12 protein-coding genes and 1 pseudogene are annotated in these 14,860 nt (G+C 63.1%); 3 read left to right on the top strand and 10 right to left on the bottom strand.

Features of this window, described 5'->3' with window-relative positions; genetic code table 11:
- The 8 genes and pseudogenes from I8N66_RS21195 to I8N66_RS21160 form a co-directional block, all read right to left on the bottom strand.
- Positions 1–285, bottom strand: a pseudogene (locus I8N66_RS21195) (hydrolase); the annotation flags it as partial.
- The gene (locus tag I8N66_RS21190; protein ID WP_113537782.1) at positions 282–737 is read right to left on the bottom strand and encodes a DUF983 domain-containing protein; all 456 of its coding nucleotides are present in this window, start codon (positions 735–737) and stop codon (positions 282–284) included. The gene I8N66_RS21190 and the pseudogene I8N66_RS21195, both read right to left, overlap by 4 nt.
- A 25-nt stretch (positions 738–762) precedes the next feature.
- Positions 763–3,135 carry a ribonuclease R gene (rnr, locus tag I8N66_RS21185; protein ID WP_291157330.1) on the bottom strand — a complete coding sequence of 791 codons (2,373 nt, stop codon included), beginning with the start codon at positions 3,133–3,135 and terminating at the stop codon, positions 763–765.
- A 2-nt stretch (positions 3,136–3,137) separates the two neighbouring features.
- Complete coding sequence (gene topA / locus I8N66_RS21180) at positions 3,138–5,804, bottom strand: type I DNA topoisomerase (RefSeq protein ID WP_291157328.1); 2,667 nt, start codon at positions 5,802–5,804, stop codon at positions 3,138–3,140.
- Positions 5,805–6,034: 230 nt separating this feature from the next.
- On the bottom strand, positions 6,035–7,180 hold the full coding sequence (dprA, locus tag I8N66_RS21175; RefSeq protein WP_113537784.1) for a DNA-processing protein DprA: 1,146 nt from the start codon (positions 7,178–7,180) through the stop codon (positions 6,035–6,037).
- A complete protein-coding gene (gene plsY / locus I8N66_RS21170; protein WP_113537785.1) occupies positions 7,180–7,791 on the bottom strand; it encodes a glycerol-3-phosphate 1-O-acyltransferase PlsY in 612 nt (203 codons plus the stop codon). Before plsY ends, dprA begins: the two co-directional genes overlap by 1 nt.
- A gap of 30 nt (positions 7,792–7,821) precedes the next feature.
- Positions 7,822–9,114: a dihydroorotase gene (locus I8N66_RS21165; protein WP_291157325.1), complete on the bottom strand. Its 1,293-nt coding sequence runs from the start codon at positions 9,112–9,114 to the stop codon at positions 7,822–7,824.
- A complete protein-coding gene (locus I8N66_RS21160; protein WP_113537787.1) occupies positions 9,111–10,052 on the bottom strand; it encodes an aspartate carbamoyltransferase catalytic subunit in 942 nt (313 codons plus the stop codon). The genes I8N66_RS21165 and I8N66_RS21160 overlap by 4 nt, the downstream gene beginning before the upstream one ends.
- A 157-nt stretch (positions 10,053–10,209) precedes the next feature.
- On the opposite strand from I8N66_RS21160, the gene I8N66_RS21155 reads away from it, so the two are divergent.
- Positions 10,210–11,862, top strand: a complete 1,653-nt coding sequence (locus I8N66_RS21155; protein ID WP_291157322.1) for an acyl-CoA dehydrogenase family protein — start codon at positions 10,210–10,212, stop codon at positions 11,860–11,862.
- Between the two features lie 38 nt (positions 11,863–11,900).
- On the opposite strand, the gene I8N66_RS21150 is transcribed toward I8N66_RS21155, so the two are convergent.
- Entirely contained in the window at positions 11,901–12,836 is a 936-nt protein-coding gene (locus tag I8N66_RS21150; RefSeq protein ID WP_291157320.1) for an AEC family transporter, read from the bottom strand.
- 374 nt (positions 12,837–13,210) lie between these two features.
- On the opposite strand from I8N66_RS21150, the gene I8N66_RS21145 reads away from it, so the two are divergent.
- Complete coding sequence (locus I8N66_RS21145) at positions 13,211–13,552, top strand: DUF6105 family protein (RefSeq protein ID WP_291157318.1); 342 nt, start codon at positions 13,211–13,213, stop codon at positions 13,550–13,552.
- On the opposite strand, the gene ruvX is transcribed toward I8N66_RS21145, so the two are convergent.
- Complete coding sequence (gene ruvX / locus I8N66_RS21140) at positions 13,498–13,983, bottom strand: Holliday junction resolvase RuvX (RefSeq protein ID WP_291157316.1); 486 nt, start codon at positions 13,981–13,983, stop codon at positions 13,498–13,500. The two genes, I8N66_RS21145 and ruvX, sit on opposite strands and share 55 nt — an antisense overlap.
- An 81-nt stretch (positions 13,984–14,064) precedes the next feature.
- Between ruvX and I8N66_RS21135 the strand changes: the two genes are divergently transcribed.
- The gene (locus I8N66_RS21135) at positions 14,065–14,769 is read left to right on the top strand and encodes a metal-dependent hydrolase (RefSeq protein WP_113537792.1); all 705 of its coding nucleotides are present in this window, start codon (positions 14,065–14,067) and stop codon (positions 14,767–14,769) included.
- Positions 14,770–14,860: the final 91 nt, after the last annotated feature.

Here is a 14,860-nt window from a genome sequence, read left to right as displayed (position 1 = left end):
GCGCGCATCCGTGAGTTCTCGTGTACCGACCGCTTTCAGGGCGTGCAGGACGGACGGATGCAGGTCGGAGCCAAAGCCGATCCGGTGATCGCCGGCATCGCGCCGCCCGCCGGGGAAAACATAGAGATCCGGCATGAAGACATGGGCGCTGTGCCGTTTGCCCATCAAAACCCGCACGCGCGCCCCCTGGCGGTCGAGCAGCATGACGGAAGCCGCGTCGCGTGGTCTGACGGCCGCGGAACGCTGGCGCTCGACCTCGCCGCCCGGGCTCCGCGCGGACGTCATGCCCTGTCGTCTCGCGGCGGCAGGATGTCTTCCGGCGCGTCTTCGTGACCGCCGAAGCCATGCATCTTCAGCGCCCATTGCAGGCCGATGACGGCGCCCTTGACCGGCTGCAGCAGCGCCAGAGAGCTGATGACGGTGATCGGCGCCCAGATCGCCAGATGCTGCCAGCTGTTCAGCGGCAGGACGAGATCGGTCATCATGTAGCCGGCAAGCACGAGGTGACCGACGATCGTCACGACGATATAGGGCGGAAAATCATCGGCGCGGTGGTGGTCCATGCGCTCGCCGCAGGCGGCGCAGGCATCGACCGACTTGACGTAGCTGCGAAACAGCTTGCCGCTACCACAGGCCGGGCAGCGGCCAAGAAAGCCACGCTTCATCGAAAGGCCAACGGAGCGCTCGTCGCTTTCGCTGCCGCCCAGATGAAGAGTTTCGCTTGCTGCTGCTTTCATGCCTATTCCTCTGCCTTACGGGGATCTATCGCCTGCCTCTCGGCGGCCGAGTCCCCGGCTTCTTGCGTGCTCCGGCGCGATCGCGACGGCCGGACTTGTGGAAGGAGCGTGTCGCCGTCGGCATCTTGCGCCCCTCGCTTTGCATCTCGAACCTGAGCGCGCCCGCAAGCGGCACAGCTTCGACGAGCTTGACGCGCACAGGATCGCCGAGGCGATAGCCGAGCCCGGTTTTCTCACCGGAAAGCGCCTGATGAGCCTCATCGTAGATGAAGTAGTCGCGTCCGAGCGTAGATATAGGAACGAAACCGTCGGCACCATAGGCAGGCAGGGTGACAAAGAGTCCCGCCTTCGTGACACCGGAAACGCGGCCTTCGAACTCTTCGCCGACGCGGCCATTCAGATGGTGCGCGATCAGCCGGTCGACGGTGTCGCGCTCTGCTGCCATGGCGCGCCGCTCGAAGGTCGAGATCTCGGCTGCGATGTCGTCGAGCACGCCCTCTTCCTGCGGCGTCAGCCCGCCTTCACCGAGACCGAGCGAGGTAACCAGAGCCCGATGCACGATAAGGTCGGCATAGCGCCGGATCGGCGAGGTGAAATGCGCATACTTCAAAAGGTTCAGGCCGAAGTGCCCGATGTTTTCCGGGCTGTAGATCGCCTGGCTCTGGGAGCGAAGCACCATCTCGTTGACCATGGTCTCGAAGGGTTTCCCTTCGGCCTTGGCGAGGATGCCGTTAAAATGGTTCGAGCGCATGTTGCCGCCCTTGACGAGCGAGATGTCGAGCGTCGCCAGGAATTCGCGCAGGCTCTCCTGCTTGGCGAGCGAGGGCTGGTCGTGCACGCGGTAGATCATGACCTGGCGCTTCTGCTCCAGTGTCTCCGCAGCAGCGACGTTTGCCTGGATCATCATCTCCTCGATCAGCTTGTGGGCGTCGAGACGTTCGGGAACGAAGACACGGTCGACCGTGCCGTCGGACTTCAGGATGATCTTGCGCTCGGGCATGTTGAGCTCGAGCGGCTGGCGCCGGTCACGACCGCGCGTGAGAATGCGATAGCCTTCCCATAGCGGCTTCAGGATCGTCTCAAGGATCGGTCCGGTCTTGTCATCAGGATTGCCGTCAATCGCCGCCTGCGCCTGCTGGTAGGAGAGCTTTGCCGCACTCTTCATCATGATGCGATGGAAGGTATGGCCGGCCTTGCGGCCTTCCTTGGAGAAGCGCATGCGCACGGCCAGCGCCGGGCGGTCGACGCCTTCCTTGAGGGAGCAGAGATCGTTGGAGATCCGTTCGGGCAGCATCGGCACCACCCGGTCGGGGAAGTAGACCGAGTTGCCGCGCTTCAAGGCCTCAAGGTCCAGCGCGGACTTCGGCCGAACATAATAGGAGACGTCGGCAATCGCGACCGTGACGATGACGCCGCCGGGATTGTCTTCGGACGGGTCCGGTTCGGCATGCACGGCGTCATCGTGATCCTTCGCATCGGCCGGGTCGATCGTGATGAGCGGCAGCGTGCGCCAGTCCTCGCGGTGCGCCATGGTGGCGGGGCCGGCGGCATTTGCTTCTTCGATCACCCGTTCCGGGATGACATGGGGGATGCCGTGCGCATGGATGGCGATCATCGAGATCGCTTTTTCGGACGCAACCGAGCCGATGACGTTCTGCACCTGGGCGCGTGGCAGCCCGTAGCGGCCATGCCGCGAGAGCTGCACTTCGACCAGATCACCGTCCTCAGCGTTGCCGGTGAACTCTGGATCAACAAGGATTTCCTCGCCGCGCTTTTCGATCGGCATCAGGCGGCCACCGCCGCCGGGCGTCGAGCGGAAGACGCCGAGCACGGCATCCTTGCGTTTGTCCAGCACCTTGATGATGCGCGCCGTATAGGCCGGGCCGCCCCGTTCCTTCGCCGGGAAGATCTTGGCGAGCACGCGGTCGCCGAGACCGCCGACCGGAGCCTTGCCCTTACCCTTGGCGACAGCAGATTGCTTGATCAGCACCGCGGGCGCGACGCCGTCGTCGTCCAGCCACTCGGCGGGCCGGCCAATCAGTTCGCCGTCGACATCGCGGATGGTGATGTCGAGCACCGTCACCGGAGGCAGGGCCCCCGGGCGCACCAGCGACTTGCGCTTTTTTTCGACGAGTCCATCGACTTCGAGCGACTTGAGCAGTGCCTTGAGCTCGACCCGGGTCTCGCCCTTGAGGCCGAAAGCCTTGGCGATCTCACGCTTCGAGGCGCGCTCCGGGTTTTCGGCAATGAAGCGCATCAGCACGTCGCGCGGCGGAACCGCGCCGTGAATGATGTTTTCCTTTTCGGGGGCCGGTCCAGCCTTGGCCGCGCGATCAGGCTTTTTGCCCATGTTTCTCTTGCCGGGCCGTTCGGTCGGGTCGCGCGGTATTCTGGTCAAATTCAGCTCTTCTTGGCCTTGGTGGCCGTCTTGGTTTTGCTCTTGGCGGTCGCCTTGGCCTTGCTCGGCTTGGCGGCGCCATCCTCGGTTTTTGCAGCAGCCTTCGTCGTCTTGGCTTTGGTTGCCTTGGCCTTCGTCGTTCCGCCCTTTGCAGCGCGCTCAGCGATGAGCACGAGGGCTTCTTCGACCGTCACAGACTGCGGATCCTTGCCCTTCGGCAGGGTGGCATTGACCTTGCCCCAGTTGACGTAGGGGCCGTAGCGACCGTCGCGAACGGTGATCGCACCGCCGTCGGGGTGGTCGCCAAGCTCCTTGAGGGAAGCGGCAGCCGTGCGTCCACGGCCGGCGCCGGCCTTGGACTGCTTGTCTGCGAGGACGGAGACGGCGCGGTTGAGGCCGATCGAGAAGACGTCCTCGATCGATTCGAGGTTGGCATAGGTGCCATCGTGCAACACGAACGGTCCGTAGCGGCCAAGGCCGGTCGAGATCATCTTGCCGGATTCCGGATGCGCGCCGATATCACGAGGCAGCGACAGGAGAGCCACAGCCTTCTCGTGGTCGATCGTTGAGGGCGTCCAGCCCTTCGGCAAGCTCGAGCGCTTGGCTTCCTTGCCGTCGCCGCGCTGGACATAGGGACCGAAGCGGCCGCTGCGCAGCGTGATTTCTTCGCCGGTATGGGGGTCCTTCCCGAGCGCCTGCGGCTCGTTCGAGACCGCAGCCTCCTGATCGCCGCTGCTGTCGGAGGAAAGCTGGCGTGTGAAGTTGCACTCCGGATAGTTCGAGCAGCCGACGAAGGCGCCGTACTTGCCAAGCTTCAGCGACAGCTTGCCGGTGCCGCAGACCTGGCAGGTTCTGGGATCGCCGCCATCCTCGCGCTTCGGGAAGACGAGCGGTGCCAGTTCCTCGTTCAGCGCGTCGAGCACGTTGGTGACGCGCAGTTCCTTGGTTTCCTCGATCTGCGCGAAGAAGTCCTTCCAGAAGTCGCGAAGCACGTCCTTCCAGTTGACTTCACCGGCCGAGACCTGGTCGAGCTTTTCTTCGAGCGACGCTGTGAAATCGTAGCCGACATAGCGCGTGAAGAAGCTTTCCAGGAACGCTGTGACCAGCCGCCCCTTGGCCTGCGGGATGAGCTTGCGCTTGTCGTTGGTGATGTAGTCGCGGTCGAGCAGCGTCGTGACCGTCGCTGCATAAGTGGAGGGCCGGCCGATGCCGAGCTCTTCCATCTTCTTGATCAGGCTCGCTTCCGAGTAGCGCGGCGGCGGCTCGGTGAAGTGCTGCGAGGCGTTGATCTTCTGCTTTGCGCAGCTTTCGCGCGCGTTGATCTCCGGCAGGCGACCATCCTCGTCACCGTCGTCCGTCTGCTCGCCGTCTTCCTTGGCATCCGTATAGGCAGCGATGAAGCCGTCGAAGCGGATGACGGAGCCGGTGGCGCGCAGGCCAGCCTTCTGGCCACCATTGTCGGCGGTGATTTCTGCCGTCGTGCGCTCGATCTCGGCGGACGCCATCTGGCTCGCGATGCCGCGCTTCCAGACGAGGTCGTAGAGCCTCAGCATGTCGCCGTCGAGGAAGCGGCGAACCTCATCCGGCGTGCGGTTGAAGTCGGTCGGGCGGATGGCTTCGTGCGCTTCCTGGGCGTTCTTCGCCTTGGTGGAATAGAAGCGCGGCTTTTCCGGCAGGTAGCGTTCGCCGAACTGGCTGGCGATCGCCTTGCGCGACGCCTCGACCGCCTCCGGCGCCATCTGCACGCCGTCGGTACGCATGTAGGTGATCAGACCGACGGTTTCGCCGCCGATGTCGACGCCTTCGTAAAGTTTCTGCGCGACCTGCATGGTGCGCGAGGCCGAGAAGCCGAGCTTGGACGATGCGGCCTGCTGCAGCGTAGACGTGGTGAAGGGCGGCGACGGATTGCGCTTGACCGGCTTTGCTTCGATGCTGTCGACGACGTAGGCGGCGCCATCGAGCAAGGTCTTCAGGCGATTGGCTTCCTCGCCGTTGCCGATCGCCTTGGGTGCCAGACGCTTGCCGTCGGCCGAGACGAGGCGGGCCTCGAACTCGTCTCCGCGCGGGGTCTTCAGCAACGCGGAAATGTTCCAGTATTCTTCGGAGACGAAGCGTTCGATTTCGGATTCGCGGTCGCAGACGAGGCGCAGCGTAACCGACTGTACGCGGCCGGCCGATCGGGCGCCCGGCAGCTTGCGCCAGAGCACCGGCGAAAGGTTGAAGCCGACGAGATAGTCGAGCGCGCGGCGCGCCAGGTAGGCGTCGACCAGCGAGATGTCGATGTCGCGTGGATGTGCGATCGCTTCAAGAACGGCCTTCTTGGTGATGGCGTTGAAGGCGACGCGCTTTACCGGCTTGTCGCCGAGCACCTTCTTCTTCTTCAGGAGGTCGAGCACGTGCCAGGAGATGGCTTCGCCTTCGCGATCCGGGTCGGTTGCGAGAATGAGACCGTCAGAGGATTTGACCGCGTCGGCAATGTCCTTCATGCGCTTGGCCGAGGCGCCGTCGACCTCCCAGGACATTTCGAAGTCTTCGTCGGGACGGACCGACCCGTCCTTCGCCGGCAGGTCGCGCACATGGCCAAACGAAGCCAGCACCTTGTAGCCAGGCCCGAGGTACTTGTTGATCGTCTTTGCCTTGGAAGGCGACTCCACCACTACAACATTCATCGTCATTTTCTGAGACAACCGGTTCTGGTTCGGGCGTCAGCGCCGTTCGCGCCATGTGTCGCCTTGTATCGATGCCCCGAAATGGACAGGGATTCGTGCGGGGTCAAGAGGGTTCACCCAAAATAACGATGAGAGGACGCGATGCAACTCGCACAAGATTGCACCGTATCTGCAATCTGCAATGGATGTCTCGCTGCTTCCTCAAGGCTGCTGACCGTCATCGCTGACGCTCATTCGACAGAGGTGAGCGACACGAGCCCACCGGCGTGGCGATCGAGCCGGCCAGCCAAATCGAGTTCCAGGAGAAGCAGATAGACCTGCGCCGGCGAAAGCCCGGTGTGCCTGACGACGTCATCGGTTTCAACAGGTGTCGGACCAAGTGCATGGACGATGGCCGCACGGTCGTTGTCGCTGGTGGCAGCGGGGCTCGATTGCGTTTGCCCTTCCGGTTCTCTGACGCTCGGCAACGGCAGCTCGAACTGGCTGAGCGGCGCCATTGCCTCTAGGACATCGTCCGCCGACGTCGTGACGATTGCGCCCTGTTTCAAAAGGTCGTTCGTGCCGTGGCACCGGGGATCGAGCGGTGATCCTGGAACGGCAAAGACGAGCCGGCCGAAGTCAGCTGCATAGCGGGCGGTGATCAGGGACCCGGAGCGATGGGCCGCCTCGACGACGGCTACGCCGAGGCTGATGCCCGCAATCAGCCGGTTGCGCCGCGGGAAATCGCGTGCGCGCGGTTCCCAGCCAAACGGCATCTCGCTGATGGCCAGCCCCCGACCGGCGGTGATCTCGTCCAGCAGGCCGATGTTTTCAGGCGGGTAGGGCCGGTCCAGACCGCCGGCAAGTGCTGCGATCGTGCCGGTTTCGAGACTCGCGCGATGGGCGGCCGTATCGATGCCGCGCGCAAGGCCTGACGTGACGATATAACCGGCGCGGCCGGCGTCGCGCGCAATCATCGCTGCGAACTTGGCGCCGCTGACCGAGGCATTGCGCGAGCCGACGATGCCAAGCGATGGGCGGGTGGCCGCTTTGAGGTCGCCCTTCATTGCCAGAAGAGGGGGAGCGCCGTCGATCTGCCGCAGCGCTGCAGGATAACCTGGCTCGCCGATGCCGATGAAGACGGCGCCGCAGCGTCTTGCCGCTTCCAGCTCCCGTTCCGCTTCACTCACGGTCGCGACGCGATAGGCCTGTTTGGTGCCACCGCGCCGGGATAGTTCGGGAAGCGCGTCGAGTGCATTCTCCGCGGTGCCGAAGTGATTGATCAGGTCCCGGAAGGCGATAGGACCGACGTTGTCGCTGCGGATCAGCCGCAGCCAGGAGATTTTCTGTCGTTCGGTCAGCGCCACTCCGGTTCGTCCTGCGCTGCCTTCAGACATTATCCCTTGTCCCCGATCTTGCTTTCCGTGCCGGCGAGCAGCCGCTGAATGTTGGCGCGGTGCTTCACCCAGCTAATGACAGTCATTACCGCGAAAAGGAGAGCGACCTTTTCATTCCCTACCGCGTAAAGTAGAACCGGAATGATAGCCATTGCAACCAGGGCGGACAATGAGGAGTAGCGGCTGATTTTCGCCATGGCGAGCCAAATCGCTGCGAAGGCCAGCACCATGATTGGAGCGAGGCCGAGCAGGACGCCGATATAGGTGGCGACACCCTTGCCTCCCTTGAAGCCGAGCCAGACCGGATAGAGGTGGCCGAGAAACGCAGCAAAGCCGGCGGCGATGCCCGCTTCAACACCCCAATAGGCGGCGATGGCCGCAGCCGCGGCGCCCTTCAGGGCATCGAGCAGCAGGGTAGCCGCTGCCAGCTTCTTGTTTCCGGTTCTCAGCACATTGGTCGCGCCGATGTTGCCCGAGCCGATCTTTCGCACATCGCCGAGCCCCGCCATGCGGGTCAGGATAAGTCCGAACGGGATCGAGCCGAGCAGGTAGCCGAAGCCAAGGCTCAACAACGTCAAGGGCAGCCCAAGCTGCCAGGAAAATAGATCCACCGGTTCCCCTCCCGCGCGACCGCTTTGGGCTTATGCGGAATGCACAAGCTTACCGGCAACATAGGTTTGCACAACCCGGCCGGTAAAGCGTGCATTTTCAAACGGCGTGTTCTTGGAGCGCGAGACGATCGCTTCCTTGTAGAGCACCCACGGTTCGTCGAGGTCGAGGACCGTGATATCGGCCTTGGCGCCCAGCTTGAGCGTGCCGGCGTCGAGGCCGAAGATCGCGGCCGGTCGGGTCGACATGGCGTCGATCAGGCGCATCAGCGGAACCTGGCCGCTGTGGTACAGCCGCAGGGCGGCAGCCGCGAGCGTTTCAAGGCCGATTGCGCCATCGGCGGCGTCGGCAAACGGCAGGCGCTTGGTGTCGACGTCCTGGGGATCATGCGAGGAAACGATGATATCGATCGTGCCGTCGGCGAGCGCCTCCGCCATGGCGACGCGGTCGTCCTCGCTGCGAAGCGGCGGCGAAAGCTTGAAGAAGGTGCGGTATTCGCCGATGTCGTTTTCGTTGAGCGCCAAGTTGTTGATGGAGATGCCGCAGGTAACGTTGGCGCCACGCGAACGCGCGGCGCGGATGGCTTCAGCCGATTCGGGAACCGAAATCTGAGCTGCGTGATAGGCGGCCTTCGTCAGGCCGGCGATACGCAGGTCACGCTCCAGCGGAATGATTTCCGTCTCGCGCGGGATGCCGGAAAGGCCGAGCCAGCTTGCGAGCAGGCCCTCGTGCATGACGCCGGTTGCGCCGAGATACTTGTCGCGGGTCTCAAGGGAGATGACGGCACCGAATTCGCGCGCATAGGTCATGGCGCGGCGCAGAACCAGCGTGTCGTGGATCGATCGACGGCCATTGGTGAAGCAGACGGCGCCTGCTTCGCGCAGCAGACCGAATTCGGTCATCTCTTCGCCGACGAGCCCTTTGGTGAGAGCTGCGGCCGGATAGACATTGACGAGCGCCTTGTCGCGCGCGGTCTTCTTCACGAATTCGACAAGCGCGATGTCGTCGATCACAGGGTCGGTGTCCGGCATCGCGATGAAGCTGGTGACGCCGCCGGCGGCGGCGGCGCGCGACGCGGACTCGAAGGTTTCGCGGTGCTCGCTGCCCGGTTCGCCGACGAAGACGCGGGCATCGACGAGGCCCGGGACGGCGGTGAGCCCGGCACAATCCTTGACGAAGGCGCCGTCAGGCGTGCCCTGGTTTTGCGCATCTGCTCCGGCAGCGAGGATACGGCCGTCGCCTCCGAGGATGATCGTGCCTGTTTCGTCGAGGTTGCGCGAGGGATCGACGATGCGGAGGTTCTTCAGAACGAGTGGTCTGGTCATAGGCGCGGCCCCTGGTTCTGCGAGAGAAGCAGCGTTTCCATAACCGCCATGCGCACGGCAACGCCCATCTCGACCTGCTGTTCGATCACGCTCTGTGGGCCGTCGGCGATTTCCGAGGCGATTTCGACGCCGCGGTTCATCGGACCCGGATGCATTACGAGCGCATCCTCCTTGGCGGCCTTCAGCTTCTCGGCATCAAGCCCGTAGTAGTGGAAGTATTCGCGCACGGAAGGCACGAAGGAACCGGCCATGCGCTCGCGCTGCAGGCGCAGCATCATGACGACGTCCGCATCCTTCAGGCCTTCGGCCATCGAATGGTAGACCTCGACGCCCATGTCGGCGATCCCGGAGGGCAGCAGCGTCGCAGGTGCTACGACACGGACCCGTGCCCCCATTTGGTTCAGGAGCAGGATATTGGAGCGAGCCACGCGCGAATGAAGCACGTCGCCACAGATCGCCACGATGATCCGCGAGAGCTTGCCCTTGGCGCGACGGATCGTCAGCGCATCGAGCAGCGCCTGGGTCGGGTGCTCGTGCTGGCCATCGCCGGCGTTGACGACGGAGCAGGAAACTTTCTGCGCCAGAAGCGCGGCAGCGCCGGCAGAGGAATGGCGCACCACCAGCACATCCGGGTGCATGGCGTTCAGCGTCATCGCTGTATCGATCAGCGTTTCGCCCTTTTTCACCGAGGAATTGCCGACAGACATATTCATGACGTCTGCGCCGAGGCGTTTGCCGGCAAGCTCGAAGGAAGACTGCGTGCGGGTCGAGGCCTCGAAGAAGAGGTTGATCTGCGTCAGCCCCCGAAGCGTGGAGGTCTTCTTTTCTCTCTGACGGGAGATTTGGACGGCTTCATCGGCGCGATCGAGCAGATAGGTGATATCTTGCTCCGTGAGCCCCTTGATGCCGAGCAGGTGGCGATGCGGGAAAGTGATCATGGGCCGCCCTTGCGCTCTGGAAATGTGGTCGCTCTATAAGACTTGCCCCCCGGCACGGCAAGGCTTGGGCGCCACCGTCCGCAGAAAACTTGCAACGGCGATCGTATCTTTTTCGCGCCCCGTTCCGTGGCCGTGAAACTTGCGCTAGAACCGGCCCATGAATCAGATGAACCGGACTGAACAGAAACTCGCCGAGCTGAACCAGCCCAAGCCCTGGTCCGGTGTCAACGCCTATCGCTCCGATCCGCTGGTGGTGGACATCACCTCGTCGATGAGCAAGACGCTGCGCGACGAATTCGACGTGCTCGGCCGTTACGTCACCTCTCCGGAAGCGCAGGAACTGGCGCGCATGGCGAACGAGGGTCCGCCGAAGCTTAAGACGCATGGCCCCCGCGGCGAACGTCTCGATGTCGTCGAGTTCCATCCGGCATGGCATGCGCTGATGCGCCGCTCGATGTCCTCCGGCCTGCATGCGTCCGCCTGGGAAAACCTCCCCGATGAGCGCAATCAGTCGCACAAGACGCGCGCCATCCGCTTCTATCTGACGGCGCAGCTCGAATGCGGTCACCTCTGCCCGCTGACCATGACCAGCGCATCGCTTGCCGCGATCACCGCGTCACCGGCCGTGCAGAAGGAATGGGCGCCGAAGATCCTGTCGCGCAAATACGATTCCACCAACCGTCCGTGGATGCAGAAGTCGGCGGTCACCGTCGGCATGGGCATGACCGAGAAGCAGGGCGGCACCGATGTGCGCGCCAACACCTCGACGGCGGAACGGGTGGGCGAGGGCATCTACAGGCTCAACGGCCACAAGTGGTTCATGTCGGCGCCGATGAGCGACGCATTCGTCATGCTGGCACAGACCCGCGACGGTCTCGCGTGCTTCCTCGTGCCGCGGCTTCTGGAGGACGGCAGCGCCAACGGCCTGCGTTTCCAGCGGCTGAAGGACAAGATTGGCAACCGCTCCAACGCTTCGTCGGAGGTCGAGTTCTCCGATACGTTCGGCTTCATCCTCGGAGCGCCGGATGCCGGCATCCGGACGATCCTGGACATGGTTACGCTGACGCGGCTTGATTGCGCGCTAGCGTCGGCCGGTATGATGCGCGCGTCGCTCGCCGAAGCCGTGCATCATACCCGTGGTCGCAAGGTCTTCGGCAAGCCGCTCGTCAGCCAGCCGATGATGACCCGCGTGCTTGCCGACATGGCGCTCGATGTCGCTGCGGCCAGCGCACTCTCGTTCCGTCTCGCGGAAGCCTTCGACAAGGCACGCGGCAGTTCGGAAGACGCGGCTTACGCGCGGATCATGACGCCCGTAGCGAAATACTGGGCCTGCAAGATCGCGCCGGCGCTGATCTACGAGGCGATGGAGTGCCTGGGTGGCAACGGCTATGTGGAGGAACGCGCGCTGGCGCGCCACTACCGCGAAGCGCCTGTTAATGCCATCTGGGAAGGCTCCGGCAACGTCATGGCGCTGGATGTGCTGCGCGTGCTCGTCAAGGGCAAGGATCTCTTCGAGCAGCTGTTCGTCGTCCTGGCGCGCGATCTCGGGCCATCCGGACGCAAGACGATCGACGTGCTGCGCGCGGCCATGTCGCTGTGCGAACGCGATGAGGGGGCGGCCCGCATGCTGGTCGAGCAACTGGCGCTCGCAGGTGCTGCCGCCGAACTTTATCGTCTCGGTGCCGGTCGTATCGCCGACGCGTTCCTCGAATCGCGTCTCGCCGCCGGATGGCGCTCGACCTACGGCATGCTCGATTCGCGTTTCGATTCCGCGTACATCCTCGACCTTCTCTATCCCCCCGCGACGTAGGTCGTCGGTTCCCGCGACGTAGGTCGCCGGGCCTCACGTCAGCCCCCTGCGGCGTATGCGGTCAGGTAGAGGACGAGCGGGATCGTGAAGAACGAGACGACCGTCTGGATTGTCGCGACCGCCGCGTAGAGCTCGGCGTCGCCTTGCATCTGCTTGGCCAAGAGATAGCCGTTCATCGCCGTCGGAACGGCCGCGCCCAGCGCAATGACCAGCAGGGAGTCGCCGCGAATGCCGAGCAGGTAGCTCGCGCTCACCATGAACAGCGGCATGACGATCAGCTTGAGGAAGACTGCGAGCAGCGCGGTCGCGCTCGGCTTCAGGGCATCGGATGCGCGCAGGCCTGCGCCGACCATCACCAGTCCGAGGCTGAGCGAGGCGCTTGCCAGCATCTCGATCGTGGTCATCACGGGGCCGTAGATCTTCAGCCCGACCAGGTTTGCGAGAATGCCGAGCACAGAGGCGACGATCAAAGGGTTGGTGGCGATCTTGGCAAAGAAGCGCCGGAAGTCACGGTTGCCCCCGCCGAACCAGACCAGCACGCCGATGTTGTAGAGATTGATCGGGATGATCACGAGCGTCATTACCAGCGCGGTTAACGTCAGGCCGATCGGTCCATAGAGTTTTTGCGCGATCGCGAGCGCCATGAAGCCATTCCAACGCGTTGCCGTCTGGAAGACTGAGGTGAACGAGGCGCCGGACACCTGTCGGTCTCGAAACGCCGGCCACAGCAAAAGCACGAAGGCCGACATCAGGCTGACGCTGCCGATTGTCGCGATGGCCGTTGCGTCGGCCTTCAATCCGGCAAAGTCTGCCTGGGCCAGTGTCGAGAAAAGGAGGGCAGGGAACAGGATGAAGTAGCCGAACTGCTCAAGCCCGAGCCAGAGGCTCTGGTCGACGAATGTCGAGCGCTTGAGCCAGGCACCAAGCAGAACCAGCAGAAAGATGGGGAGGATGCTTTCGAAGACGACGGTCATGGGGGAGGGCCTGCATGGGGGAGAGATATCGCTACCCGAAATTTGCAAGGACCGGAATGGGCTTGCCGCCTGGTCGCCAAAGATCGGTGCGCGATCGCCCCCAGGGGCACAAAAAGACCCGGCCTGTGAAAATTAACCTTAACAAATGGTTTACGTTGCGCGCCTTCCGCATAGGGAGGAAATTGACCAGGCATTTCAACAGAATCCGGATGGAGCGGTTCGGTGAGAACTGGTCTTTTGATCATCATGATGATGTTTTTCGCCGGACTGGCGCTGGATATTGCGGTCCCGACGATGGTCCTGCTCGCCTTGTTGGTGGCAGATCGCGCCATATATCCGCTAGTCTACCGCCGCATTTCGGAAAGGGGGGCCGCATGAAGTGGTTTCTGATCCTTTGGGCCTGCCCGGTCATGTTCCTCACATCGTGGTACGGTCTTTCCTACTACGACATGAGCTTCGGCTTCTTCATGCTGACGCGGCAGACCCATGATCTGGTATTCCAGGTCTACGGCAACGTCCTCGGCATTCCGCCAGAGACGATCCCGCCGCTCGTCGCGCGAGCGATCGTATTCGATAGCTTCGTGGTATTTGCCATCATCGGTTTCCGCAAGCGTCGCCAGATTGCGGCCTGGTATCGTCGTCGTTTCGGTGCCGGCGAAGCTCAGTCCGAGAGGGCGTCCCTTGTGAGCGACGTCAGCCTGTCGAGTGCGCCTTGAAGAATGAAGGACGCGGCAGCCGAATCGATGCGTTCGGCCCGCTTCCGTCGCGATACGTCCATCTCGATCAGCACACGCTCGGCAGCAACCGTCGAGAGCCTTTCATCCCAGAAGACGAAGGGTAGGGGCGTCTTTTGCTCCATGTTGCGCACGAAGGCGCGGGTGGCCTGGCAACGGGGTCCCTCGCTGCCGTCCATGTTGACGGGCAGACCGATGACAAAGGCGGCGATCTTTTCCTTTGCCGCCACCGTCAGCAATGCTTCCGCGTCCTCCCCGAACTTGACCCGGCGGATCACCTCGCGAGGTGTCGCGAAGCGGCGACCGAGATCGGAGACAGAAATGCCGATCGTCTTGGTGCCGAGATCGAGCCCGGCTATCGCCTGGTTCTGCTGAAGCTGGGATGCCAGCTCTTCGATGGTGAGAATTGCCATTTCGGTGTCGATTCGATCTTTGCGCAGAGGACTGTCTGATCCATATGCTGTTCCGACACGCAAATCATCAGGGAGATCGTCATGAAGATCAAATGGCTGGGTCATGCCGCCTTTCACATCGAAACGGCAAAGTCCAAAATCCTCATCGACCCCTTCTTCACCGGCAACCCGGCCTTCAAGGACGAGGAGCGCCGTGACGCAACCGCCGGGCTTACCCACATCCTTTTGACCCATGGCCATGGCGACCATGTTGGCGATACGATTGCGATCGCAAAGGAGACGGGGGCGACCGTGGTCGCCAATGCCGATCTCGCTGCCTGGCTTGCGCGACATGGCGTGAAGGCTCTGGAGATGGGAAACACCGGCGGCACCATCAACCTCGGCACATTTTCCACGACATTCGTCAACGCGCTGCATTCGTCGGCCCAACTCACCGAGGACGGCGTCTCTCACTCGCTCGGCAATGCCAACGGCCTGGTGCTGCATTTCGAGGACGAACCGACGCTCTATCACATGGGTGATACGGACATCTTCTCCGACATGGCGCTGATCAACGAGCTCCACCAGCCGGAGATCGGCATTGTTCCGATCGGCGACCGTTTCACCATGGGTGGGGCGGTTGCGGCACTTGCCTGCCAGCGTTTCTTCAAGTTCTCGAAGGCGATCCCCTGTCATTACGGCTCGTTCCCGATCATCGACCAGACGCCCGCGACCTTCGTTGCCGGCATGGAAAGCGCGTCCACCAAGGTGGAGACGCCGCAGGTCGGCGGCGTCGTCGAGGTCTGATGTTGCGCCGGGTCTTTTGACGAGAGGCCCGGTCCTCCGGCAATTCCCCCGTTGCGTGGCTCGCCGTGCGCCATTATAGCGGGGGAAGTTC

This window comes from Ensifer sp. SSB1, assembly GCF_016652895.1.
Classification (GTDB): Bacteria; Pseudomonadota; Alphaproteobacteria; order Rhizobiales; family Rhizobiaceae; genus Ensifer.
This window is presented reverse-complemented; position numbering and strand designations above follow the sequence as displayed.

Excerpts from the sequence above, each read along its gene's own strand:
- I8N66_RS21190 (WP_113537782.1), bottom strand. The coding sequence starts at position 737 with ATGAAAGCAGCAGCAAGCGAAACTCTTCATCTGGGCGGCAGCGAAAGC.
- topA (WP_291157328.1), bottom strand. The coding sequence starts at position 5,804 with ATGAATGTTGTAGTGGTGGAGTCGCCTTCCAAGGCAAAGACGATCAAC.
- dprA (WP_113537784.1), bottom strand. The coding sequence starts at position 7,180 with ATGTCTGAAGGCAGCGCAGGACGAACCGGAGTGGCGCTGACCGAACGA.
- I8N66_RS21165 (WP_291157325.1), bottom strand. The coding sequence starts at position 9,114 with ATGACCAGACCACTCGTTCTGAAGAACCTCCGCATCGTCGATCCCTCG.
- I8N66_RS21160 (WP_113537787.1), bottom strand. The coding sequence starts at position 10,052 with ATGATCACTTTCCCGCATCGCCACCTGCTCGGCATCAAGGGGCTCACG.
- I8N66_RS21155 (WP_291157322.1), top strand. The coding sequence starts at position 10,210 with ATGAATCAGATGAACCGGACTGAACAGAAACTCGCCGAGCTGAACCAG.
- I8N66_RS21150 (WP_291157320.1), bottom strand. The coding sequence starts at position 12,836 with ATGACCGTCGTCTTCGAAAGCATCCTCCCCATCTTTCTGCTGGTTCTG.
- I8N66_RS21145 (WP_291157318.1), top strand. The coding sequence starts at position 13,211 with ATGAAGTGGTTTCTGATCCTTTGGGCCTGCCCGGTCATGTTCCTCACA.
- ruvX (WP_291157316.1), bottom strand. The coding sequence starts at position 13,983 with ATGGCAATTCTCACCATCGAAGAGCTGGCATCCCAGCTTCAGCAGAAC.
- I8N66_RS21135 (WP_113537792.1), top strand. The coding sequence starts at position 14,065 with ATGAAGATCAAATGGCTGGGTCATGCCGCCTTTCACATCGAAACGGCA.